Raw genomic sequence first — 24,741 nt, 5'->3', positions numbered from 1 at the left:
AAAGCATACGTCCCGGCGGCGACGCGCGGGGTCGTGAGGCAGGCCCTGTCAATCCCTCCTTGCGTCCAGGTCGACCGCCTCAGCTGTGGCGAGCGGATGCGAAGGCGTCGAGCCAGGCGTGCACGTCTGGCCAGTGCGGCGCATCGGGCGCGATTGCTGCGCGGTGTTCCAGGCTCGCGGGCTCGATGAGCTCGACATCGGCGCCCGCGTTCCTGGCGGCTGCCACGTAGGCCCGGGTGTGCTCGACGGGCACCCGGGCATCGTCGGCGCCGTGCACAAGCAGCGCTCGCGCCCGCAGAGGCAAGTGCTCGATGGGTGACGCCGACGCGTAGACCTCTGGGGCTTGGGCGGGTGCCGCGCGGAAAAACTCCGCGACTGCTCCGTCCCCGTTGCCCTCCTCGTAGCCGCGCGCGAGGTCAGTGACCGGCGCAAGCGCGACAACCGCGTCGCCTGGCTCCCCGCCGAGCAGCGCGAGCTGCCCGCCGACCGAGTGCCCGACGATCACGAGTCGCGCATCCGGCATCAACTGGGACGCCTCGCCGCGCGCCATCGAGAGGCCGCGTGAGAGGTCCTCGCGCGTCGCCGACCATCCATCGTCGCCCCGCCGGTACTCGAGATTCGCCACGGCCCAGCCGCGTCGGGTGAACTCCGGCACCAGGGGCAGCATGAGCTCGGCGGTGAACTGCGACCGCCAGTACCCACCGTGGATGAGCACCGTGAGCCCGCGCACGGGCCCGGGAGGCGCCCAGAACGTCAGGTGCTGGTCTGCGTCCGAGCCGTAACTCTCGCGCCTCGCGGTCGGCATGCCCGGCATGCCCGGCGTGCCCGCATCCGTCACGTGCGTCGCCTCACGCGCCTTCGACGGCACCCTCTGGCAGGAAGTCGACGCCGTTCAGGGCCGAGAGACGCACGACCTCGGCCGGGTCGGTGACGTTGTGCAGCAGGCTGAAGAGGTTGGCCAGCTTGCCGCCTGGGCTCACCCAGAAGAGCGACTTCGCCGCCTCGTCCTGCTTGTTGTAGTAGGCGTGCGGAATACCCTTCGGCATCTGCACGAGGTCGCCCGGACCGGCCGTGGTCCACTGACCGTCGAGGTACAGGGTGTAGACCCCCTCGAACACGTAAATGAACTCGTCCTGGGTGGGGTGCACGTGCGGCGGCACCCCGGTTCCGGCCGGGTCGAGTGAGAGCCAGGAGTAGGTCGAGGCGCTCTCGGCCTTCGTGATGTAGGTGTGGCCGAGCACGTTCCATACACGGCCGGCCACGGCCTCGTCTGCTCGGACGATACCTGCGGGCAGATCGCCCAGGATGATCTCTTCAGAACTCGCCATTGGGTTCCTCCAGTTCGGGTCGGTGCGCTCAGTCTGGCAGATGCTGCGCGGGCTCAGCGACCGCCATCGCGCTCCTTGCTGGCCTGCTGGCGAATCGCGAGGACGCCCGTCGTCCAGGCCGTGGCGATCGCGGCGCAACCGGTGCTGCCGGCGATGATCATGGGCGCAGAGCTGGCCATGACGCCGGCAACCAGCATGACGAGGACTGCGAGCAGCAGCACGCTCATGGCGATGGTGAGGATGCGTACCGACCGCTGCTGCTTCGTGCTGGCCGGCTGCGTGGCGTCTGCGTTCATGATGTGCCCCTTGTCTGTGTCACCGGGAGGAGGTGCTGCATTCAAGGTACGACGCGCAGGAGCCGCGGCGCTTCGGCCGTGAGACTGAACTCGAGAGCCGCAGGGATGAACCCGACTCGCTCGCGGCGCGGGCGCGGGCGCGGCGCATCCGCCTACTGGCCCGTGGCGTAGCCCGGGGCCATGTCCATGAAGCGCGAGAAGTGCCCCTGGAAGGTGACGGTGATGGTGTCGGTCGGTCCGTTGCGGTGCTTCGCGAGGATGAAGTCGGCCTCGCCGCCTCGCGGGCTCTCTCGGTCGTACGCGCCCTCACGGTGCAGCAGGATGATCATGTCGGCGTCCTGCTCGAGCGAGCCGGACTCACGGAGGTCGCTCGCCGCGGGTCGCTTGTCGGCACGCTGCTCCGGACCACGGTTCAGCTGCGACAGGGCGATGACGGGCACGTCGAGCTCCTTCGCGAGCAGCTTGAGCGCACGCGAGAACTCGGAGACTTCTTGCTGGCGGCTCTCGACGCGCTTGCCGCTAGTCATGAGCTGCAGGTAGTCGATAACGACGAGGTTGAGCCCAACCTTCTGCTTCAGCCTGCGGCACTTGGCGCGGATCTCGACGAGCGTCATGTTCGGGCTGTCGTCGATGTACAACGGCGCGTCGGAGATGTCGCCCTGGGTGCGCGCGATCTGGGTGAGGTCCTCTTGCGTGAGGCCTCCCGCGCGCATGTGCTGCAGGCGCACGCTGGCCTCGGCGGAGATGAGGCGCATGGCGATCTCGCTCTTGCCCATTTCGAGGCTGAAGAAGATCGAAGGCTTCCCGTGGGTGATGGATGCGGAGCGCGCGAAGTCGAGGGCCACGGTCGACTTGCCGAGACCGGGTCGCGCGGCGACGATGATGAGCTGGCCGCCGTGGAAGCCGTTGGTGATGCGGTCGAGATCAGCGAACCCGGTGGGGACGCCCGTCATGCCCCCCGACTTGTTCTGGGCGGCGTCGATGTCGTTCTGCGCCTCGAGGATGGCCTCGGCGAGGACGACGTAGTCTTCCTTCTCGACCGCTCCCGTAACACCGTAGATCTCGGCCTGCGCCTGGTTGACGAGGTCGACGACCTCCCCCTCGGCGAGGTACCCCATCTGCACGATGCGTGTGCCGGCCTCGACGAGGCGGCGCAGCACCGCACGCTCGGAGACGATCGCCGCGTAGTAACCGGCGTTGGCCGCGGTCGGCACAATGCCTGCCAGCGTGTGCAGGTACTCGGCACCGCCGGCCCGCGACAGCTCACCCGACTTCGTGAGGTGGTCGGTGACGGTGATGACGTCGGTCGGCTCGCCCGCCGCGTAGAGCGCGTGGACGGCGTCGAAGATGATCTCGTGCTTGGGCACGTAGAAGTCGATGCCTCGGACGGCCTCGACGACGTCGGCAACCGCATCCTTCGACAACAGCATGCCGCCGAGTGCGGACTGCTCAGCGAGCAGATCGTGCGGAGGAGTGCGGACCCCGTCGTGCGATTCGCGTTCGCCCTGGGAAGCCGAACCGAGATGCGCGATGGACACGGGAGCTCCTGACTTGGCTCGAACGCTGGCGAGAGATTTCCCAACAGTAGTCCCACGCCCACCCGCCGAGCGAACCCAAATCGGCGCGCCTGTGGATAAGTCTGTGTGAAACTGTGGAGACGCGCCGTGCCACTTGTGGAAACTGTGTGGAGAACGTGGTGACCAGTTGGTAGGGCGGTCGCTGGAAACCACCTCTGACCTGGCTTTTCTAGTGCGATTCACCCTGTGCACAAGTGGTGTGAAGCATCTGTTGAAGGTTGAATGTCTGCACGCTCACTGTGCATAACATCTGCCACAGACCCCATGCAAACCAGGGTTATCCGGGCGTTTTCCACAGGCTGGGGTGTGGAACCGCGGTTACCGCGCGGTGCCTGCCCGCTGCTCGAGTTTCCGTTGCCGCCGGGCGCTGAGCCTGTCGACCAGCTTCTGTCCGAACGGAACCGCGATGAGCACAGCGCGTCCCGAGACGTTGTTCGACCGCCACCACCACACCAGCACCGACAGCGCGAAGAGCACGGTGATCGCCGCGACGACGAGTCGCGTGTATGGGCCTTCGAAGAACGAGTCGGTCGGCTCGGCGAGCGTCACCGTGGTGAAGAAGATCGTCGCGAGCACGGCGAGGTGCTCCTGCCCCCTGCGCCACGGCCCGGCGACGGCCGCGAACGGGAGGATCCACATCACGTACCAGGGATGGATCGCCGTCGATGCAGCCACGATCGCGGCCGTGCACAGCACGAGGCGCAGCAAGGGGTCGATGGGCCGCTTCGTGAGCACGAGCCAGGAGGCAACGAGACCCGCCACCGAGAAGGCGATGACCTTGAGGATGACCTCGAACACAAACGGGTCGAGCGTGACCAGTTCAGCCAGACCGCGCACGGTGCCGACCATGAGCGTCAATGGTGAGTACCAGTGCTGAATCGCGCCCGGCACGGTGAGCGCCGTGACCCACCCGAACCCCAGACCCAGGGCGAGGCCGAGAGCCCCCACGAGGCCGATCGCGACGGCGCCGTGCAGAGCCCAGCTCTTCACCCTGTCCCACACGGGGAGCGTGCTGGGACGACCGATGAGCGCCACGATCGGTAGGGCGATGAGCGCGATCGGCTTGATTGCAATCGCGAGTGCGATCCAGATGACCGCGACAAGCCTGTGACCCTTGAGCGCCGCGAGGAGCCCGAAGCCCATGCCCGCGAGCATGAGACCGTCGTTGTGACCCGAGGCGATGAAGAGCAGCAGCGTGAGCGGGTTCGCCGCGATCATCCACGCGACAAAGGCGCGGTTGCGTCCGCGGAGCGCCGCGATCTTGAGGAACGCGACGACCATGAGCACCGCGCCGGCGGTCGCTGCGATGCGGTTGAGGAACAGTGCGTATTCGGGGATCTCGGCCCCGAGCCACGAGAAGATGCCTGCGACGGCGATGAAGAGGGGGCCGTACGGCGATTCCGTGCTCGACCAGAAGGGGTCGACGCCGAGCGAGTACCAGCCGGCGAGCTCGTTGACGCCGTGCTGATACGGGTCGATACCGGCCGCCATCAGGCGCCCCACCGCCACGTACGAGAACATGTCGCGGCTGAAGACGGGAATGCAGACGAGCAGCGGGACAGCCCAGATGACGGAGGTTGTGAGCACCTGCCGCAGGGAGGCATCCGTGTCGCGAACGCTCGACCTGAAGCGCAACCAGGCGATCACCATCAGGAAGCCGCCGACGATGAGCAGCATGGTGCAGAGTCGCGTCAGGTCCGGCGAGCTTCGGAAGAACGCGATGGGGAACCACTCGCGCAGGCCAAGCCCATCGCCGATCCACCCGGCACCGAACGACCCGATCAGGATGCAGATCGACCCGATGAGGCCAAGGATCGTCGGGCTCACCGTCACCGGAAATCGACGTGGCTCGCGCACGATCGTCGATCGATGAGATTGGTGAGGCATGTTCGGAAATCAATCAGGGGAGGGTGGGCTGGATGCTGGCCTCCGCTGACCTTATAGCCTCAGATCGCAGATACGCCCGTGAGTGCCGTGAACCCGCCCTGTGGCGGGGGCGCGGACGTCCGGGAACCCGGGAGCGCTCCGGAACCGAGAACGGCCCCGGACACGGTGGTGTCCGGGGCCGTTCCAGTGGAACCGCTGGTTATCGCTGCGCGATGACCTGGAGCTTGACGGTCGCAACGAGGTCCTCACGGAGGCGAACGGTCGCCTCGTGGTTGCCCGTGTTCTTGATCGGGTTCGGGAACTCGACCTTGCGCTTGTCGATCTGACCGAGGCCAGCTGCTTCGACGGCGGTCGCGACGTCGGCGCCGCGAACGGAGCCGAAGAGGCGGCCTTCTGCGCCCGACTTCACGTAGAGCTTGACGAGGGCGGACTCGATCTTGTCCTTGAGCGCCTTCGCCTCTTCGAGGGTTGCGAGTTCGCGTGCGGCGCGAGCGGAACGGATCTGCTCGACCTGCTTCTCGCTGCCACGGGACCAGCTGACTGCGTAGCCCTTGGGGACGAGGTAGTTGCGGGCGTACCCGTTCTTGACCTCGATGACGTCACCGGCTGCACCGAGGCCGGAGACCTCGTGCGTAAGAATTACCTTTGCCATGTCGACTACTCCTTAGCGGCCAGAGCCGGCGTAGGGCAGGAGCGCCATCTCACGTGCGTTCTTGACTGCACGTGCGATGAGGCGCTGCTCCTGGACGGAGACGCCGGTGATGCGACGTGCGCGAATCTTTCCGCGCTCCGAGATGAACTTGCGGAGGGTGTTGACATCCTTGTAGTCGATGACTCCGACCCGGATCTGCTTCGCGGGAGCGGCGGGCTTGCCGCCCTTCCCGCGTACACCCTTGCGGCGGTCGCCGCTTGACTTTCCAGCCATTGGGATCTTCTTTCGTTGAGTGTGCTTGCGAGCGCCCTTTAGAAGGGGGGCTCGTCAAAATCGTTCGATGCGCCGGGCGTCGCCCAGCCGGATGCGCCGTTGTCGCGTGACTGGCCCGCGGGCTGTCCCCACGGCTCGTCCGCGGGAGCGGACTGGCGCCCACCGGCGTTTCCACCGCTGTTGCCACCGAAGGAGCGCTGCTGGCCACCGCCGAAGCCGCCCTGACCGCCACCCTGCTGTCCGCCGGCGCCGCCGGAGGAGGTTCGGGTGAGCTGAGCCGTGGCGTAGCGGAGGCTTGGCCCGATCTCTTCGATCTCGAGCTCGATGGAAGTGCGCTTTTCGCCTTCCTTCGTCTCGTAGGAGCGCTGCTTGAGGCGACCCTGCGCGATGACTCGCGAGCCCTTGGAGAGACTCGAGGCGACATGCTCTGCGAATTCACGCCAGACGCTCGCCCGAAGGAAGAGTGCCTCGCCGTCCTTCCACTCGTTCGCCTGACGGTCGAACACGCGGGGGGTGGATGCGATGGTGAAGTTCGCGACTGCGAGCCCGTTCTGCGTGTAGCGGAGTTCGGGGTCAGCCGTGAGGTTGCCCACCACGGTGATGATCGTGTCGCCGGCCATGACTAAGCCTCGGTGGTCGCCGCGGGCTTCGCTGCAGCAGCAGCGGCCTTGGCAGCCTTGCGAGCCTCGTCGCGCTTCGCCTCGGAGGCGACGCGAGCGATGGCCTCTTCTGCGCGGAGCACCTTGGTGCGCATGACAGCTTCGGACAGGTTCAGCTGGCGGTCGAGCTCGTTCGCCGTTGCCGAGGTCGACGTGAAGTCAACGACGGCGTAGATGCCTTCGCTCTTCTTGTTGATCTCGTAGGCGAGGCGACGACGGCCCCAGATGTCGGTCTTCTCGATGGTTCCACCGTCGTTGCGAATGACGTTGAGGAACTTATCGAGGCTCGGAGCTACGGTGCGCTCGTCGATCTCTGGATCGAGGATCACCATCAACTCATACTGATGCACGATAAACCCACCTCCTTCGGTCTAGAACGGCTGCAGACGATCTGCAGCAGGAGGGTTATTGCGCGTGTCTTGTGCAGTTGATCGCACAGACAACCTCGCCATCATAGTCGCTTCCGGCTCCTAAATGCCAGCCAATTAGAAGAACTCCCCTACTCGCAAGCGAATATGCTCGTTCCAGCACAACAGGCGGCCCCCAGTGGTCCGCTGAAACGCACCACTACCTAGGGGAATCATGAGCGATCCAACAGGCGGCTCGGGCGAGCGCGACCCGAACGCACCAGTGCCGCAGAACCCAGCACAGCAGAACGGCGACCCTGCCGCACCACAGGCACCGCAGGCCTCGTTCGGCGACCAGCCTGCGAGCGGCCAGCAGGGTGGATACGGCGTGGGCAGCAGCTATGGCTCGAGTGGTGACAACTACCAGTCGCCGAGCAACTACACCGCGCCTGGCGGCTCCTACGAGGCTCCCGGCTCGGCGTCTGGCTACCAGGGCAGCCAGTCCTCGTACTCCGGCTCCAGCGTGCCAAGCGCGTCGTCCTCGAACTCGGGGTACTCGACGCCGGGCTACGGTTCGTCGAGCGACTCCTCCTACTCGGCGCCGAGCGCGAGCTCCTACTCGGGTGACACCTCGTACACGGCGCCTTCCGCGTCGGGCACCGACTACTCGGCCCCGAGCTACGGCAGCACGCCCGACTACTCCGCGGCCGGAAACTACGGCAGCGACGCAAACTCCAACTCCTACGGCTCCGCACCTGCGCCCGACGCCTACGGCGCCCCGGCGCAGAACGCCTACGGTTCGGCCCCCCAGGAGCCGAACGCGTACGGCGCATCCGCCCCGAGCGCGCACGGCTCGGCTCCGCAGGACCCGAACGCGGCTCCCGGCTATGGATCGGCCCCCGGCTATGGCGTCGCGGGTGGCGCAGGCGGCGGCCAGCAGCAGTACGGCAACTACGCGCCGAAGGGCCAGGGCGGCTTCAACGTCCTCGGCCTCATCGCCACGATCGTGGGAGCCGTCGCGCTCCTGATCTGCCTCATTCCCTTCGTTGGCTACTTCTTTGCGATCCTCTTCGCGCTCGCCGCCATCGGCCTGGGCATTGCTGGCCTGGTCGTCAAGCGCTTCAACACGAAGAAGCTCCTGGCGATCATCGGCGTGGTGCTCGGTGCCATTGCGCTCCTCGGCGGGTGGGCCATCACGCTCGGAACCTCCGCGGGCATCGCTCAGGACATCAGCAACGAAGCGACCACCCAGATCGACGAGCTGTCTGAAGAGTCGACTGGTGAGCTTGAGGTTGAGCTGACCATCACCAGCACCGGCACTTCGCCGGTCGACATCACGTACAGCTACGAAAACGACCTTGCTGGCTCGGATCGCGTCCAGGTTGACACCGAAGCGCTGGCAACGGCCGTTCCGTGGTCGGAGAGCGTGACGATGAAGTACGAGTCCTCGTACGGCTACGACGGCACGCTGGCTTCCGTCTCGGCCAGCCACAGCGACTACAGCGACACGTCCGAGCTGTCCTGCACGCTCACGGTCAACGGCACGGTCATCGTCGAGGCCAGCAGCTCCAGCTACGTCTCGTGCTACGACTCCAACCTTTCGCAGTACGCGATGGCGGAGTAGTCAGGCGTCAACACGAAACGGCCCCCTCTTCGGAGGGGGCCGTTTTCGTGTGCATGGATGCCCGTGCCGCTACGGGCGGTTCGTCTCCCACCATTCGAGGAGCCGCTGCTTCGCGTCGTCGTGCTCGAGCGGTCCCTCGTCGAGGCGCACCTCGAGCAGGTGTTTGTAGGCCTTGCCGACGAGCGGACCGGGGGCGATCTCGAGGATCGCCATGATCTGCTCGCCGTCGAGGCTCGGGCGGACGGAGTCGAGTTCCTCTTTCTCCTGCAGTTCGAGGATGCGCCGCTCGAGATCGTCGATCGCGAACAGCAGCCGGTCTGACTTGCGCTGGTTGCGCGTGGTGATGTCGGCGCGGATGAGGATGAGGAGCCGCTGCAGTTCGGGGCCGGCGTCGCGCGCAAAGCGGCGCACCGCCGAGTCGGTCCACCCGGCGCCTTCGTAATTGAAGACCCGCATGTGCAGCTCGACCAGGCGCGAAACCGATTTGATCGTGTCGTTGTCGAAGCGCAGCGCGGAGAGGCGCTTGCGCGCGAGCTTCGCGCCGACGACGTCGTGGTTGTAGAAGGTGACCTTGCGGCCCTCTCCGAAGCGGCGGGTCTTGGGCTTCCCGATGTCGTGGAGGAGGGCGGCGAGGCGCAGGACGAGGTCGGAGTCGGCGCCCGGGTTTCGCTCGCGCTCGATGCCGATGGCCTGCTCGAGCACCGTGATCGAGTGCTCGTAGACGTCTTTGTGCCGGTGCGCGTCGTCGCGTTCGAGCTGCAGCGCCGGGAGCTCAGGGAGCACAAGCTCGGCGAGGCCCGTCTCGACGAACAGCTCGAGCCCATCGCGCGGCGTGTCGGTCTTGAGCAGCTTCACGAGCTCGTCGCGCACGCGTTCGGCCGAGATGTCGAGCAGACGGCGTCTGAGCTCGATGATGGCGTCGAAGGAGTCCCGGTCGAGCTGGAAGCCAAGCTGCGAGGTGAAGCGCACAGCCCTGAGCATGCGGAGCGGGTCGTCCCCAAATGAGACCGAGGCCTCGATGGGGGTGCGCAGCGTGCCCTCGATGAGGTCCTTCATGCCATCGGAGGGATCGACGAGCTTCAGGCCCGGCAGCTGCAGGGCCAATGCGTTGACGGTGAAGTCGCGGCGGTGCAGGTCTCCCTCGATCGTGTCGCCGAAGGCGACCACGGGCTTTCGGGAGGTGCCGTCGTAGCTGTCGGCGCGGTAGGTCGTGATCTCGACCGTCTCCCCCGAGAACCTGGCGCCGATCGTGCCGAACTCACGGCCGATGTCCCAGTGCGCGTCTGCGATGGGGGCGACGATGCGCAGGATCTCCTCCGGACGCGCGTTCGTCGTGAAGTCGAGGTCGGTGACATCTCTGCCGAGGAACGCATCGCGGACCGGCCCGCCCACGAGGGCGAGCTCGAAGCCTGCGGCCTCGAAGGCTGCGGCGAGCTCGGCGACGGGGGACGCGGTCGCGAGTCCACGAAGGCGTTCCATTGCGGACTGCACGTTTTGCATCCGCTCATTCTACGAGGCACCGCGCATGCTCGGCGGGCCCCCGAGGGCGCGTTCAGCTCCCCACCTCCCCGTCCGTACTTACTATGGAGGTCATGGACCACGCACCGCGCGCAGCTGTGCCACGGTTCCTGCGTGCTGTTGCACGCCGGGTTGTCCCTGCGACGCTCCTGGCGTCGCTGCTGGCGCTCGGGGTGACCGGTGGCGCGTCAGCAGCACCCTCGAGCCAGCCGAGCCCGGTGACGATCGGGGCCTCGAGCCAGCAGCCGCAGGCCATCTCTGACGCTCCCGACGGCCAGGTCTCGATCTACGCGGCACCGGCCGACGGAGGCCTCGTCCAGCCGGGCGGAGCACTGGTCGTCGAGCTCGTGATCGTCAACAAGACCGAAGCGGAGCTCGTGCCGGCGCAGCTCGAGCTCGCGGTCGGCGCGTCGACCATCGACACGAGGTTCGCGCTGGATGCGTGGAGCTCCTCGAGCAACGAGGCTGCGGTCGAGCGCCTCGACGTCGTCGCGAGTCTCGCGTCGGCCGCTATCGCCCCCGGCGAGACGGCGACCACAAGCGTGTCGGTTCCGGCCGAAGGCCTCCCCTTCGAGGCGACCGACGACTTCGGGCCTCGCGCCATGGCCGCGACGCTCTCGAGCGATGAGACGACGCTGGCCCAGGCACGGTCGACGATCGTGCTCAACGGGGCAGCGGCGGCCGAGCCGACGCTCGTCTCGACCGTCGTCCCCGTGACGTCGGGCCTCTTCGTCGATGCCAATGAGCCGCTCCTCAGCAGCCAGAAGCTTGCCGAGGAGACCGCACCAGGCGGCAGGCTCAACGAGATCCTGGCGGCCGTCGAGGCGAGCCCGAACGCAACCGTCGCCATCGACCCGCGCATCCTCGTCTCCATCCGAATCCTCGGTTCTGCGGCACCCGAGTCGGCCCTCAGCTGGCTCGATCGGCTCACCGCGCTCGACAACCAGACCTTCGAGCTTCCGTTCGCGGATGCGAGCCTCACGCTGCAATCCCAGTGGGGCGCGCAGCAGCCTCTCGAAATCAGCGACTTCGACTTCGACATCGACCCGGCCAACTTCGCCGACCCGACAAACACCGCTTCGCCTACGCCGACGCCTACTGAGACTGCCGACGCGACGACGACCCCACCTGCCGAGGACGGCCAGCCCGACACCGAAACCGGCGACCAGGCACCCGACGCATCCTCGTCCGAAGACCCGACCGCGACCCCGACGACGACGGAGGAGCCCGAGCCGACGGCGCCGCCGCTGCCCACGACCGAGAGCCTCGTCAGCTTCCCGTACACGATGAGCGGGGTGGTCTGGCCGCAGGCGGGCACCGTGCAGTCGACAGACCTCGACCGCTTCCGCGGCTGGGGCGGGGAGACAATCATCCTGGACGACACAAACGCCGGAATCAGCGCAGATGCCGACTTCACCGAGAGCGCGCAGGCGACCGTTGCGGGGTGGAACGCCGTTATCGCCGAGAAGACCCTCGACGACGCCATCGATGACGCCGTGCACGCGACGACCGACCAGGAGTGGAACGAAGCGGCAACCCGCATCGCGACGCTGCTGGCCGTCGTGACCAGGGAGCTGCCCTACGAGCCGCGCACCCTGGTGGGCACGGTGACGCGTGACGAGTTCGACGGCGAGCGACTTGCGCAGACCCTGGGCTTCCTCGACCAGTTGAGCTGGGCATCCACAACACCACTCACCTTCCCCGGCGACGGCGACACCGCTCGACGGGAGGCCTCGCTCATCGATGGCAGCGTCGGCACCGATGCGTTCAACAGGATGACAAGCGTCATGCAGACGATCGAGCGAGCGCAGACCATCTCGACCATCTTCGACGATCCGCTCGACTACAGCGACCCAGTGCGCACGGCCGGGATTGGCGCACTGGCGACCGGGTGGGCGACGTCGCCCGCAGACGCGCAGGTCGCGGCCGCCGGCCTCCGCGACTATGTGACCTTCACGGAGTCCTCCGTGCAGCTCGGCGACACGACCGAGGCCCTCATCGTCGGCCGCGACACCGAACTGCCGCTGTTCGTCTCCAACGCGGTCGAGGGACGCAAGGTCACGGTGCTCGTCGAGCTCCGTCCGACCACGGGAGCCGTAGAGACCGGGGACGCCGTGGCGCTCGCGATCGAGCCGATCTCGATGGCTCGGGTGGGCATCCCCATCACGGCGATCGCGAACGGCACGACCTACGTCACCGTCAACGTCATGACGCCAGAGGGCGAGCCGCTCGCCTCGACGAAGCAGATCCGGCTGGATGTGCGGGCCGAGTGGGAGAGCATCGCGATCCTGATCGCGAGCATCGGCCTCGCCGTCCTGTTCATCGCGGGCCTTGTGCGCACGATCCGTCGCCGTCGTGCGACGCTCGACGACGCATCCGGTGACACAGCCGAGGTGGACACGAGCACGGACACCAACGGCACCGACACCGACACCGACGCGGACACTGTCGACGCCGTCGACTCGACCGAGAGCACCAAGGAGTAGGCATGGCTCAGGGCATCGCTCGGGCGAGCGCGCTCCTGGCATCCGGCACCATGGTGTCGCGCGTGCTGGGCTTCGTGAAGGCCATCGTCATCGCGCAGACCATCGGCGTCATCGGCGTCTCCGCCGACGCGTTCGCCGGCGCCAACCAGCTGCCGAGCAATATCTACTCGATCATCTCGGTCGGGCTGCTCAACGCCGTCATCGTGCCGCAGGTCGTGAAGGCCGCGAGACACGAGGATGGCGGGCAGCTGTACGTCAACCGGCTCGTCACACTCGCCATGGTGCTGCTCGGCGGCCTCACCATCCTCGCGACGGTCGGCGCCCCCATCATCGGCGCACTCTATGGCGCGAGCTTGAGCTCGGAGCAGCTCGGTCTGCTCGTGGCGTTCGCCTACTGGTGCATGCCGCAGATCTTCTTCTACGGCATGTACGCCGTGCTCGGTGAGATCCTCAACGCCCGCGGCCTTTTCGGGCCGTTCGCGTGGGCGCCGGTCATCAACAACGTCGTCGGTATCGCCGGCCTGGTGTTCTTCAGCGCGGTCTTCGGGGCCGACCCGACCGGCCAGGATCGAGACATCGCCTCCTGGGACCCGTCGATGATCGCGATGCTCGGCGGCACCGCGACGCTCGGCGTCGCCATGCAGACCATCGTGCTGCTGTTCTTCTGGCGTCGGGCCGGCCTGCGCTTCGGCCTCGACTTCCAGTTCCGCGGCACTGGCCTCGGCCAGGTCGGCAAGCTCGCTGGCTGGACGCTCGGGATGCTCGTGATCATGCAGATCGCGGGTCTCATCGAGACGATCGTCGCGAACGTCGCGTTCGGCCGTGCGGCCTCGATCGCCGCGATGCAGAACGCATTCCTCATCTTCGCCCTCCCGCACGCCGTCATCGCCGTCTCCATCGCCACGGCGTTCTTCACCCGGATGAGCGCGGCGATCAGCGACGGGAGGCCGAAGGACTTCATCAAGGACCTCTCCGAGGGGTCACGCCTCATCGGCATGTTCCTTGTCTTCTCGGGGTTCGGGCTGGCCATCGTCTCCGTCCCGTTCGCCCGCATCTTCGCGTCGACCGACGCCGGCATCAACTCCATCGCGCTGACGCTCGTCGCGTTCCTCGTCGGGCTCATCCCGTTCAGCGGACTCTTCCTCGTGCAGCGCGCGTTCTATGCACTGGAAGACACGAAGACCGTGTTCTACGTCTTCCTCTTTACGGCCCCCCTGCACATCTTCGGCATGGCCCTCGCCGCGATCGGTCCCTTCGAGCTGATCGTCGTCGGGCTCGCGCTCATGCAGTCGATCATGTCGACGCTGCGCCTCGCGATCCTGTTGTTCATCCTCCGGCGACGGATGGGGCAGCTCGACTTCGCGAACATCTCGCGCTCGTACATCCGCTTCACGATCGCGGCTGTCGCCGCATCCATCCCGGCCCTGATCGTCATGTTCCTGCTCGGCACCTTCGACTACGACGGGTTCCCGCGATCCGGCGTGCTGCCGGCCCTCATCTCGTGTGCGATCGGTGCCGGAGTGATGGCGCTGTTCTACTTCCCGCTCCTCTGGCTGCTCAAGTCGCCCGAGTTCCGCGGCTTCGCCGGTCCGGTGCTCGCCCGCTTCGGCATCAAGACCCCGGGCCCGTCGGATGCTGCGCGCCGCGATGAGGACGCACTCGACGACGACATCCTCGCGACCTTCCCCGACACCGTCACGATCACCGACAACGACTCGGCACCCACCCCCTGGAACCTCGCATCGGAGGACGCGGAGCTGGACCCCGCCGCCGAGGAGCGGCGCCACACCGAAGAGCAGGAGCTCCGCGAGGAGCGCGTCAACGCCGCATCCTGGGCCTTCGGCGGCGCAACCGAGGACCTCTCGACCGCCGGCATCATCCTGCCCATGCATTCCCGGACCACCGAGATCCCGAAGGTCGGACGCCAGGAGCCTCCGCGCACGCGCCGCGAGCGACGCGAAGAAGAGCGTCGAGCTGTGATCGAGCTGGCCGCCCGCCGTGAAGAGGAGGCGCGCCGCGCGCGCGAAGCCCGCGGCGACACCGATGCGGGCGACGGGCGCGGTTCACCACCTCGTCCGAAGGAATAGTCGCTAGTCTCAACGCGTTTGCCTGTATGTCGAGCCGCGATTCCCGCGACTTGCGAGAAGTGTGGAGGACCCATGCGGAACGTCATCATCATCGGCTCCGGCCCTGCCGGCTACACGGCTGCGATCTACGCAGCCCGTGCCGGCCTGAAGCCCGTAGTCATCACCTCGAGTGTCGAGGTCGGCGGCGAGCTCATGAACACCACCGACGTCGAGAACTTCCCCGGCTTCCCCGAGGGCATCCTGGGCCCAGACCTCATGGAGCGCATGCAGGCGCAGGCTGAGCGCTTCGGCGCCGAGCTCGTCTACGACGACGTCACCGCCGTCGACCTCGACGGCGACGTCAAAAAGGTCACCACGTCGTACAGCGGCGACTTCGAGGCGCGCACCGTCATCATCTCGACGGGCTCCGCGTACCGGAAGCTCGGCCTCGACGCGGAGACGCGCCTCTCCGGCCGTGGCGTCTCCTGGTGCGCCACCTGCGACGGCGCGTTCTTCAAGGACCAGCACATCGCCGTCGTCGGCGGCGGCGACTCGGCCATGGAAGAGGCGACGTTCCTGACGCGCTTCGCGAGCAAGGTCACGATCATCCACCGCTCCGAGAACCTCCGCGCGTCGGTGATCATGCGCGAGCGCGCCGAGCAGAACCCGAAGATTGAGTGGATGCTCAACTCGCGTATCGAGGACATCGCGGGCGAGTCGAGCGTCGAGTCCGCCAGCGTCCTCAACACGCAGACCGACGAGCGCTCCGAACTGCCAGTCACCGGCGTGTTCGTCGCGATTGGCAACGACCCGCGCATCGACCTCTTCAAGGACGTCCTCGACATCACCGAAGAGGGCACCATCTGGGTCGACGGGCGCTCCTCGCGCACGAGCATCCCGGGCGTCTTCGCTGCTGGCGATGTTATCGACCCGCACTACCGTCAGGCCATCACGGCCGCCGGCTCCGGCACGGTCGCTGCGCTCGACGCCGAGGCGTACCTCGCCTCGCTCCCAGAGCCGATCGCGGAGGAGTCCGAAGACCAGGCCGCCGCCGCGGTGACCGAGAACGAAACCGTCATCGTCTAGCGGGCCGACCCACCGCGCCTCAGGGCGCATCCGCTCAATCCGGGCGGGCACTCGGCACCGAACACCATTCACCACGAAGCACGACAACTCCAACGGAGGTACCAATGTCAGAACCGATCGTCGCCACCACGGCGAACTTCGACCAGATCGTGGCAGACGCCCAGGGTCCCGTCATCGTCGACTTCTGGGCCCCCTGGTGCGGCCCATGCCGTCAGGTCGCGCCCGTGCTCGACCAGATGAGCGAAGCACACGAGAACCTCTCCATCGTCAAGGTCAACGTCGATGACGAGCCCGACCTGGCCATGAAGTTCCGCATCACGAGCATCCCCGCCCTCAAGCTGTTCTCAAACGGCGAGGTCGTCAAGGAGGTCGTCGGCGCTTACCCGCGTGCGGCCCTCGAGAAGCAGTTCGCCGACTACCTGGGCTAGGTCGCAGGTCAGGTCAAGCAACTATGGCGAGGGCACCCATCACGCCCGCGACGAAAGCGCTCGACGCAGCCGGGGTCGAGCACGTGGTTCACAGCTACGTGCACGACCCCGGCGTCTCTGCGTTCGGCGCCGAAGCGGCCGAGAAGCTCGGCGTCGATGAGACGCGCGTCTTCAAGACGCTCGTCGTGCAGCTCGACGAGAGGCAGCTCGCCGTCGCCGTGGTCCCCGTGAGCGGCTCCCTTGACCTGCGTGCGCTCGCCCACGCAGCGGGGTGCAAGCGTGCCGCCCTCGCCGACACGGCCCTCGCCGAAAAGAAGACAGGGTATGTGCGGGGCGGCATCAGCCCGTTCGGGCAGCGGATGCGCCTGCCCACGTACCTCGACGAGTCGGCGTTCGCGCATCCCACGATCTACGTCTCCGGCGGCCGACGCGGACTCGACATCGAGGTGGCACCCGACGCCCTTCTCGTCGCCACGGGCGGATCACGGGCGCCGATCGCGCGCGGCTGACCGGACCTCCTCCGAGCACCGAGCAGTCCACTTCCTGCATGCGGTTCGCGAAGGGACGCGTCGCTCGGGCGTATCCTGGGATTTCGACTCTCGCGAAGGAACCCCGTGACGCATCCAGGAGACGTCGGCCCGCAGACAGGCCGAAACCTTGACCCGTGGTACACCAGCTACGCCGACCGCACCGCCGGTCTGGCCGCCAGCGAGGTCCGAGCCCTCTTCGCCGTCGCCTCCCGCCCTGAGGTCGTCTCCCTCGCCGGCGGCATGCCGTTCGTGCAGGCGCTGCCCGAGGAGCTCATCCACTCCGCCTTCACGACCATGATGCGCGAGCACGGCTCGCAGGCGCTGCAGTACGGCGGCGGGCAGGGCATCCCCGAGGTGCGCGAGCAGATCCTGCAGGTCATGAGCCTCGAGGGCATCGACGACGCGTCGGCGGATGACGTCGTCACCACCACTGGGTCGCAGCACGCACTCGACCTCGTCTCGAAGCTGTTCCTGAACCCGGGCGACGTGGTGCTCGCCGAAGCGCCCAGCTACGTCGGCGCGCTCGGCACGTTCAAGTCGTACCAGGCTGACGTCGCGCACGTCGCCCTCGACGACGACGGCCTCATTCCGGAGGCCCTCGAGGAAACGATCACGCGGCTCCGCGCCGAGGGCAGGACCATCAAGTTCCTGTACACGGTCGCCAACTACAACAACCCCGCCGGCGTGACGATGAGCCTCGATCGGCGCATCCGGGTGCTCGAGATCTGCAAGCGCGAGCACATCCTGATCCTCGAAGACAACCCGTACGGGCTCCTGTACTTCGACAAGCCCGGACTCCCGGCGCTGCGATCCATGGACGCCGACAACGTCATCTACCTCGGGTCGTTCTCCAAGATCCTCTCTCCCGGCCTCCGGGTGGGGTGGGCGCTCGCGCCGCACGCGATCCGCGAGAAGCTCATCTTGGCCGTCGAGTCGTCGATTTTGTCGCCGTCGACGTTTAACCAGTGGGTGGTCACCGAATACCTGCGGCAGAGCGACTGGCAGCAGCAGATCGAGGGCTACCGCGCCGTGTACCGCGAGCGTCGGGACGCCATGGACCAGGCCCTGCACGAGCACCTCCCGCAGCTCAGCTGGACGAAGCCCGACGGCGGCTTCTTCGTGTGGGTGCGCCTCACCGAGCAGCTCGACTCGAAGCAGATGCTGCCGCGCGCCGTAAAGGAGCTCGTCGCCTACACGCCAGGCACCGCGTTCTTCGCCGACGGACGCGGCCGGCACGAAATGCGGCTCTCGTTCTGCTACCCGACGCCGGAGCGCATCAAGCTCGGCGTGCGACGCCTCGCGAACGTCATCAACGGCGAGCTGGACCTCGTCGAGACGTTCGGTACCTCCGCTCGGCGGGGTCCAGACGAGGACCGCGTCAACATGCCCCCGCCGAACATCTCCTGACCGCGGCACCTGACTCTCCTACGAAGGGAACCCCATTGAGCATCGAGGGCCTGCACGTCGTCATCCTCTCCGGCGGCATCTCGCACGAGCGAGACGTGTCGCTGCGATCCGGCAGGCGGGTTGCGGATGCGCTGAGCCGCGCGGGCGCCGACGTCACGATCCGCGAGCCCGACGCGTCTCTGCTTGGCTACCTGGAGGAAGCGAAGCCTGACGTCGTCTGGCCGCTGCTCCACGGGTCGAGCGGCGAGAACGGTGCCCTGTACTCGCTGTTGCGAGCGGCGCGTTTCCCCTACGTCGGCTCTCGCCCCACCTCGGCGCGCCTCGCGTGGAACAAAGCGACCGCGAAGGCGCTCGCGAAGCGTGCCGGCCTGTCGACTCCCCCCTCGATCGTGCTGGAGAACAGCACGTTCCGCGAACTCGGGGCTGATGCGGTCATGCGGCTCATCGCGCGCGGGATCGAGCTGCCCGCGGTGGTCAAGCCCGTCGAGGGTGGCTCTGCGCAGGGAGTCTCTTCGGTGTCCACGTTCGAGGAGCTCCCCCAGGCACTCGTGACGGCGTTCACGTACGACGACACCGTCATCATCGAGAAGCGTGTCGAAGGACGCGAGGTGATGGTCGGTGTGCTCGACCTTGACGGCGAGCCGCTCGCGCTCCCCGCAGTCGAGGTGGTGGCCAACAACGGCGTGTACGACTACGAGGCCCGCTACAACGCCGGGGAGACGACGTACTACGCTCCGGCGCGCCTCTCGGACGACGAGGCTGAGCGGGTCAGCGAGGCGGCGCTGCGTGCGGTCGCCACGATCGGACTGTCCGACATCGCTCGCGCCGACTTCATCATCGACGATGCCGGGGTCGTGTGGTTCCTGGAAGTCGACCCGATCCCGGGCCTCACGGAGACGTCAATCGTGCCGCTCGGCATCGAAGCCGACGACTCCGAGCTCAGTGCCATCTACGCGCAGCTCGCGGCGGCCGCCGCAGCGCGTGGGCCGCTGGAGTAGCAACCGCGCAGCTAACCGAGCGCTGCACGACGAAGCGGGTGGATGCGCCGAGTGGCGCATCCACCCGCTTCGGGCGTATCTGCGGGCATCTGGGGCGTATCTGAGGGGCTGAGAGGCTGAGGGCCGCAAAGGGGCGTGGCCTGACTGAAGTCCTCAAGCCGTCAGGCCCTCACCGAGGCGGGGCACGCCCGCGCCTCGGTGAGATGGACGCGCTGTTACTTGCCCGGCGCGGATTCGCCGAGCTCTTCGAGGATGCGGTTCAGGTCGGCGATCGACGCGAAGTCGACGACAATCTGGCCCTTGGTGCGCCGCAGGGTGACCTTCACGCGGGTGTTGAGGCGATCTCCGAGCTGCTCGCCGATCTCGTCGAGGTAGCCGGTGAGACCGCTGCGTGGTTCCTTGTGGACGGGGGCCTGCGTGTCTGCCTTGGCACTGCTCGCCTTGGCAGCAGCGGCCTCTGCCGAGCGCACGCTGAGGTCTTCGTTCACGATCTTGTCGGCGAGCTGCTGCATGGCGGCTGGCTCGCCGGCGCTGAGGATCGCGCGGGCGTGGCCGGCGGAGAGGACGCCGGCGGCGACACGACGCTGAACCTCGAGCGGGAGGCGCAGGAGGCGCAGGGTGTTGCTGATCTGCGGGCGGGACCGGCCGATGCGTTCGGCGAGCACCTCCTGCGTGATGCCGAAGTCGTTGAGCAGCTGCTGGTACGCCGAGGCCTCTTCCAGGGGGTTGAGCTGACTGCGGTGCAGGTTCTCGAGAAGTGCGTCACGAAGCATGACGTCGTCTTCCGTGTTCCGGATGACGGCAGGGATGCTGGGCAGGCCGGCAGCCTTCGTCGCCCGGAGGCGGCGCTCACCCATGATGAGCTCGAAGTCGGCCTCGTCGCGCAGCGGGTGATCGGACGGGATCGGGCGAACGACGATCGGCTGCAGCACACCGAACTCGCGAACGGAGATGATGAGCTCCTGCAGCGCATCCTCGTCGAATTCCGTTCGGGGCTGGTGCGCGTTGGGCACGATGCGGCTCGGGTCGAGAGCGCGGAGCGTGGCGCCGGGGATCTCGATGAGTCCATCGGCGTTCGATTCGACGACACCGTCGACTGCAGCGTCACGTGCAGCGTCGGCTGCATCGGTGTTTCCGGTGTCCGGCGTCGCTGCGCTCAGCTCAGGAGTGTCCTCGACCGTGCTCGTTGAATCGATGTTCTTCGATTCAGTCGACTCGGATGCCTCCGTGGCGGTGGCAGCAACGGATTTGGCGGCTGTGGCCCTGCTCTTTGTTGCTGTCGCAGACGAGCTCGCCGTCTTGGTTGCCGGGGACTTCCTCGCGGTGGTCTTCGCAGCTCCTGCTTTTGCGGCACTTGCTGGCGTCTTTGTCCCCGTGGCCCCGGTGGTCCCGGTTGCCTTGGTTGCGCCCGTTGCCTTGCTTTCCGTGGCTCGTGCGCTCGTGGTCTTCGCGCGTGTTGCGGGCGCGGCCACAGGCTTCGTTTCTGATGCCGCCGCCGTGCTGCGGGGCTTCGCGGCTGGCGCGGCGTCGGTGGCAGCTTCGTCGTTCGACCTTGCATTGGTGTTGACCGATGCAGTCGTGGGGTAGGCGGGAGTCTCGCTGTCGAAGAAGACGTCTGATGGGCGTGATGCGCCTCTGTCGGAGGTCGGGATGAGAGCTCCGATGCCTCGTCCCAGTCCGGTGCGTTTCTTGGTTGCCATGGTTTTATGCTCCTCGCTGGGCGATTTCGACGGCCGCTTCGAGGTACGCGATCGCGCCGGTCGAGGTTGGTTCGTGCGAAATGATGGTCTTGCCGAAACTGGGGGCTTCGGAGATTCGGACGGTGCGCGGTATCGCGACCTTCAGCGTCTCCTGGGGGAAGTGCTCGCGGACATCGGCGGCAACTTCTTGGGACAGGTTCGTGCGTCCGTCGTACATGGTCAGCAGGATCGTCGTGAGCCGGAGCTGTGGGTTCAGGTCCTGCGATAGGAGGTTCAGGTTCGAGATGAGCTGACCGAGGCCTTCGAGCGCGTAGTACTCGCACTGGATGGGGATGAGGACTTCCCGGGCGGCCACGAAGGCGTTGATGGTGAGCAGCCCGAGGGAGGGTGGGCAGTCGATGAAGATGTAGTGAAGTTCGTCGTCTGTGCCGGTTGTTTCGTCGAGGAGCGACGCAATGGCTTGCCTGAGACGGTAGTCCCGCTTGTCGAGGTTCACGAGTTCAATCTCGGCACCCGCGAGGTCGAGCGTGGCTGGGACGCACCACAGCGTGTCGATGTCGGGGCACTGCTGCATCAGTTCACTCAGGGGCTCGCCGTCGAGCAGAGCTTCATAGGTGCCTGCGGTGTTGCCCCGGTGCTCGATGCCGAGAGCCGTCGAGGCGTTCCCTTGGGGGTCCAAGTCGATGACCAGGACGCGCGCACCCAGCGTTGCGAGTGCTGCGGCGAGGTTCACAGCGGTGGTCGTTTTGCCGACCCCACCCTTCTGATTGGAGATGGTGAAGATGCGGGTGTGGTTGGGGAGGGGAACGTCCTTCTTGCCCAGTCTCTTCCTCCGCTGGTTCAGCTCGGACAGTGCTGTCGCGAGCGGTGAATCGTCGAGCCCAGACGCTGATGGCGTCGCGGCGTCGCCGGCAGATGAAGCGTTCAAGAATGCTCTCCCTCAAGTAGACGTCTCAATTGTGCCCCACTTCCTAGCGGGAAACGCGGTGACGCTCAGAGTTGTGGAATCGCCAGTGTGCTCCGGTGGCGCCGTTTCACGTGAAACGTGTGTCAGGTCTCAACCTCAGCCACAGGGTTTGGTCTAGCGCTACTGCACTACAGCTCTTCCCTGGATTGCCATGCAAGAGGTACAGGCATGGGTATTGGGTACTGCTTCAGCAAACGTGGCCGCGTGGGGACACGCGTGTCAGAGCCCGATGGGAGGACTGTCGCAGTTTTAGTGCGTCCATGCACGAGGTCGCCATCACGCATGAAGGGCTATACGTTTCACGTGAAACCACCACCGGGTAGCGGGGTGCAGCTTTTGGTTGTGCTCAAGAGCGTAGATCGGGCTACTGACGATCGATCGGTTCCTGGTGCAGGAGTTCGTTCCCCTCGCTCCGCGGAAAATTCGCGGTGTGAAGAGAAGCAAGGGCTCAGCTACAGTCTGGTCACCGACCCGTAAGACCTCACGAGGCCACGAGCTTCTCGTCCCAAGGCGCCATCGCGGATGCCTCCAGTCGTGCGGCCGGCCAGCTCGCGCGGGTACACCGATACCGCACCTCGTCGGCGTACATCATCCACGCCCAGGGGTCGGGTCCTGGGCCCCGGTGTTCCTAGGCCCCGCGGCGTTCCTAGGTCCCGCGGCGTTGCCGGTCAAGTCGTCTGCGAGCGAACGGTGAACGCCGCCCACTCGCCACGGAGCCGAGCCTTGCCCGCACACACGCACGCACACACGCACGCACACCCACGCGTGGAGTTGCACGTGAAACGCTGCTGCCTCCATTGCGAAAAGGAGATCCTCGAGTCCGGGGCCGCGACAACAGATGCGGTCTCCGCACCAAGTGGCTCAACACCACGTGGCTCCGTACCAGATGGTCACCGAGGAGAGGACGTCGCTTTACTACTGAGACCGATCCTCGGCATCCGCGAGGACCTCTCACCTACATCAGCTGCCCGCACACATCGTCCTGCGCCCAGGACTCGCATCGTTGAGTCCGTTGCTATTAGCGGCGCCGCAACATGAGTATGTCCGCCGCGTTCCGTTCTTGACGCCTCAATGCCCCGCCCCGCCGCTCTGTTCGCATCCGGACACTCACGCTCTGCCAGAACCGCACACACACGCACTCGCACACCCAGACACACGCACACACGGATGCACGCGGACGCGCCCGCTCAGTCCATCACGATCGCAGGGATCACCACGCACTCATGAAGCCTTCACAGGCACGTGAATCGCACGATGACGTCACCGTCACCGTCACCGTCACCCCACATGAGGGAGTAGTCGGGATAGTTCCCGATGGCAATCACTCATGAAAGGACACTCTTTGCACAGCCAGAGGCACCATCGAGGATCACGCCCCGAGCCACAGGTACGGGTACGGGTGTCTCGACATAGTCGAGAGCTCAGAAACAGTCGACAACGACCACAACCCCCGCCACGCTCCCGGAGCCCCGACTCTGTCCCACCCCAGTCCCTGTCTGAGTCCCAACCCCTATCCCGGCCCCGACTCCAGTCTCGACCCCAGTCCCAGTCCTCGGTCCCAGTCCCAGTCCCAGTCCCGGCCTCAGTCCCAGTCCCGGCCTCAGTCCCAGTCCCGGCCTCAGTCCCAGTTCCAGTCCCACCCCTTCTCTCTGTCCCAGTCCCTACCCCCGCCCCAGCCCCAGGCGTCTTGCTGCTCGCAACTCCGTACAGCATCAACCCGTTTCTTGTCTCGAGTACCTGGGGGGCGCGGCCTGGAAGCCTGTCGATTAGCCCGGTTCGAATGCATTCGGAAAGCACAAGATGACACGTTCGGTTTGTACAGGCGCGACTCAGGTCGTCATGCGCCCAGCGTCGGTGCACGTCGTCATCAGCTGTCTCGTTTCACGTGAAACAACGACCTCGGACGATTCGACTTCGCGCGAACATAACGAGAATCGAGGCCGACTCTAATCTAATTGCCGCACCAGGCCCGGGCTGAGGATCGTCCGTTTCACCTCACCTGCAAGTTCCGCGACAGCACCTGCACCTCCAACGGAGCGGCCCGCGCATATGGACGCCTCGGGTCCTCGGCCGCACGAACCAACCGATTCCGCGGGCGCACTCCCACCACGACCATGACGGCAGCGGCAGCAGCAGCAGCAGCAGCGGTAGCAGCGGCAACAGCAGCAGCGACAGAGACAGCGACGGCTATCAAGACGGAGCACGACAACTCAGTTGCGGTCCTTCGACCCTCGACGCGCACCCGTCGCACCTAGTACCAATTGCTGGACGCAACAGCCATCAGCTCACTGCAGTAGAAGCAACGACGGGCACTAGGTTATGTGCACAGCGAAACGAGACACGGTCGCAGGAAAGACCGACCGCCAGGCAACACAGTTCTTCAGAACATCGAGACGCGTAGCGGGAGATGAGCGGTCACACCCAGGGCACAAGCCGATTTCGTGACGCCAACGAACTTCGGAGCCGGAGTATCAAGCACGCAAGATCGCAGCCGCTTGGCCTCCGCTCTCAGCGTCTCGAAGAGGTTCAATGCTTGCTTAGTCGTCGGTGAGAATCGATCGCGGTCTTGCTCGCGCCGCAGCGTCCGGCATCACCCGCTGAACGAGTAACCAGCACTGGGAACTCCACCAGGCGCTGCACACTCGACTCGTCGTAGCTGCGACCGATCCGATCAGGGCCTACCTAGTGGCCCTGAATGAGGTTCCTCGCATGGCCCTCGGCACCGAGTCACACAGCGCGACAATCGCGTTTACTCAAAGGCGGGTGCGAATCGATGGTGTTTCACGTGGAACCTCAGTCGGTCCGGGCAACCAATACGCGCATTCAATTTCGATATCTAGCTGTATTGACCCGTGAGGTTGTGAACACGGTCTGAGGGGCGTTGGCCGCCGATCCCGGTGTGGGGTCTGTGG

General features: G+C 66.3%; 21 protein-coding genes. 9 read left to right on the top strand and 12 right to left on the bottom strand.

Annotation, left to right across the window (positions count from 1 at the left end):
- Window positions 1–79 precede the first annotated feature (79 nt).
- The 9 genes from ACPYN9_RS10895 to rpsF all read right to left on the bottom strand — a co-directional run bounded on the left by ACPYN9_RS10895 (window position 80) and on the right by rpsF (window position 7,025).
- Window positions 80–838, bottom strand: coding sequence for an alpha/beta hydrolase family protein (locus ACPYN9_RS10895; RefSeq protein WP_424466489.1), 759 nt, complete (start codon window positions 836–838; stop codon window positions 80–82).
- A 10-nt stretch (window positions 839–848) separates the two neighbouring features.
- A complete protein-coding gene (locus tag ACPYN9_RS10890; protein WP_424466487.1) occupies window positions 849–1,328 on the bottom strand; it encodes a cupin domain-containing protein in 480 nt (159 codons plus the stop codon).
- Between the two features lie 53 nt (window positions 1,329–1,381).
- The gene (locus ACPYN9_RS10885; RefSeq protein WP_424466485.1) at window positions 1,382–1,624 is read right to left on the bottom strand and encodes a hypothetical protein; all 243 of its coding nucleotides are present in this window, start codon (window positions 1,622–1,624) and stop codon (window positions 1,382–1,384) included.
- Window positions 1,625–1,776: 152 nt separating this feature from the next.
- Window positions 1,777–3,162, bottom strand: a complete 1,386-nt coding sequence (gene dnaB / locus ACPYN9_RS10880) for a replicative DNA helicase (RefSeq protein ID WP_424466483.1) — start codon at window positions 3,160–3,162, stop codon at window positions 1,777–1,779.
- 357 nt (window positions 3,163–3,519) lie between these two features.
- On the bottom strand, window positions 3,520–5,088 hold the full coding sequence (gene mptB, locus ACPYN9_RS10875; RefSeq protein WP_424466482.1) for a polyprenol phosphomannose-dependent alpha 1,6 mannosyltransferase MptB: 1,569 nt from the start codon (window positions 5,086–5,088) through the stop codon (window positions 3,520–3,522).
- 199 nt (window positions 5,089–5,287) lie between these two features.
- Window positions 5,288–5,740 (bottom strand): 50S ribosomal protein L9, encoded by a 453-nt coding sequence (rplI, locus tag ACPYN9_RS10870; RefSeq protein ID WP_424466480.1) that lies wholly within the window; start codon window positions 5,738–5,740, stop codon window positions 5,288–5,290.
- A gap of 12 nt (window positions 5,741–5,752) precedes the next feature.
- Entirely contained in the window at window positions 5,753–6,013 is a 261-nt protein-coding gene (gene rpsR, locus ACPYN9_RS10865) for a 30S ribosomal protein S18 (protein ID WP_068482210.1), read from the bottom strand.
- 38 nt (window positions 6,014–6,051) lie between these two features.
- On the bottom strand, window positions 6,052–6,633 hold the full coding sequence (locus ACPYN9_RS10860; protein WP_424466477.1) for a single-stranded DNA-binding protein: 582 nt from the start codon (window positions 6,631–6,633) through the stop codon (window positions 6,052–6,054).
- Window positions 6,634–6,635: 2 nt separating this feature from the next.
- Window positions 6,636–7,025: a 30S ribosomal protein S6 gene (rpsF, locus tag ACPYN9_RS10855; protein WP_104285243.1), complete on the bottom strand. Its 390-nt coding sequence runs from the start codon at window positions 7,023–7,025 to the stop codon at window positions 6,636–6,638.
- Window positions 7,026–7,254: 229 nt separating this feature from the next.
- Here rpsF and ACPYN9_RS10850 point away from each other — a divergent pair, with 229 nt between their 5' ends.
- Window positions 7,255–8,643 (top strand): hypothetical protein, encoded by a 1,389-nt coding sequence (locus tag ACPYN9_RS10850; protein ID WP_424466475.1) that lies wholly within the window; start codon window positions 7,255–7,257, stop codon window positions 8,641–8,643.
- A gap of 69 nt (window positions 8,644–8,712) precedes the next feature.
- Here ACPYN9_RS10850 and ACPYN9_RS10845 read toward each other — a convergent pair whose 3' ends face one another.
- A complete protein-coding gene (locus ACPYN9_RS10845) occupies window positions 8,713–10,143 on the bottom strand; it encodes a CCA tRNA nucleotidyltransferase (protein ID WP_424466474.1) in 1,431 nt (476 codons plus the stop codon).
- Between the two features lie 92 nt (window positions 10,144–10,235).
- Between ACPYN9_RS10845 and ACPYN9_RS10840 the strand changes: the two genes are divergently transcribed.
- The 7 genes from ACPYN9_RS10840 (at window position 10,236) to ACPYN9_RS10810 (ending at window position 19,162) form a co-directional block, all read left to right on the top strand.
- Window positions 10,236–12,647 (top strand): DUF6049 family protein, encoded by a 2,412-nt coding sequence (locus ACPYN9_RS10840; RefSeq protein ID WP_424466472.1) that lies wholly within the window; start codon window positions 10,236–10,238, stop codon window positions 12,645–12,647.
- A gap of 2 nt (window positions 12,648–12,649) precedes the next feature.
- On the top strand, window positions 12,650–14,734 hold the full coding sequence (gene murJ / locus ACPYN9_RS10835) for a murein biosynthesis integral membrane protein MurJ (protein WP_424466470.1): 2,085 nt from the start codon (window positions 12,650–12,652) through the stop codon (window positions 14,732–14,734).
- Between the two features lie 72 nt (window positions 14,735–14,806).
- Window positions 14,807–15,799, top strand: coding sequence for a thioredoxin-disulfide reductase (gene trxB, locus ACPYN9_RS10830; RefSeq protein ID WP_424466468.1), 993 nt, complete (start codon window positions 14,807–14,809; stop codon window positions 15,797–15,799).
- 104 nt (window positions 15,800–15,903) lie between these two features.
- Window positions 15,904–16,227: a thioredoxin gene (trxA, locus tag ACPYN9_RS10825; RefSeq protein WP_104285239.1), complete on the top strand. Its 324-nt coding sequence runs from the start codon at window positions 15,904–15,906 to the stop codon at window positions 16,225–16,227.
- A gap of 23 nt (window positions 16,228–16,250) precedes the next feature.
- Window positions 16,251–16,736, top strand: coding sequence for a Cys-tRNA(Pro) deacylase (ybaK, locus tag ACPYN9_RS10820; protein ID WP_424466466.1), 486 nt, complete (start codon window positions 16,251–16,253; stop codon window positions 16,734–16,736).
- Window positions 16,737–16,841: 105 nt separating this feature from the next.
- On the top strand, window positions 16,842–18,164 hold the full coding sequence (locus ACPYN9_RS10815; protein ID WP_424466464.1) for a PLP-dependent aminotransferase family protein: 1,323 nt from the start codon (window positions 16,842–16,844) through the stop codon (window positions 18,162–18,164).
- Window positions 18,165–18,199: 35 nt separating this feature from the next.
- Entirely contained in the window at window positions 18,200–19,162 is a 963-nt protein-coding gene (locus ACPYN9_RS10810) for a D-alanine--D-alanine ligase family protein (protein ID WP_424466462.1), read from the top strand.
- A gap of 215 nt (window positions 19,163–19,377) precedes the next feature.
- Here the strand turns inward: ACPYN9_RS10810 and ACPYN9_RS10805 are convergent, their stop codons facing one another.
- A complete protein-coding gene (locus ACPYN9_RS10805) occupies window positions 19,378–20,322 on the bottom strand; it encodes a ParB/RepB/Spo0J family partition protein (protein WP_424466653.1) in 945 nt (314 codons plus the stop codon).
- Between the two features lie 19 nt (window positions 20,323–20,341).
- Here ACPYN9_RS10805 and ACPYN9_RS10800 point away from each other — a divergent pair, with 19 nt between their 5' ends.
- Entirely contained in the window at window positions 20,342–20,749 is a 408-nt protein-coding gene (locus ACPYN9_RS10800; RefSeq protein WP_424466659.1) for a hypothetical protein, read from the top strand.
- A 117-nt stretch (window positions 20,750–20,866) separates the two neighbouring features.
- Here ACPYN9_RS10800 and ACPYN9_RS10795 read toward each other — a convergent pair whose 3' ends face one another.
- Complete coding sequence (locus tag ACPYN9_RS10795; protein ID WP_424466460.1) at window positions 20,867–21,790, bottom strand: ParA family protein; 924 nt, start codon at window positions 21,788–21,790, stop codon at window positions 20,867–20,869.
- Window positions 21,791–24,741: the final 2,951 nt, after the last annotated feature.

The organism is Pseudoclavibacter helvolus, assembly GCF_049707175.1.
Lineage (GTDB): Bacteria > Actinomycetota > Actinomycetes > Actinomycetales > Microbacteriaceae > Pseudoclavibacter > Pseudoclavibacter helvolus_A.
The sequence above is the reverse complement of the archived record's forward strand: the minus strand, read 5'-3'. Positions and strand labels throughout refer to the sequence as shown.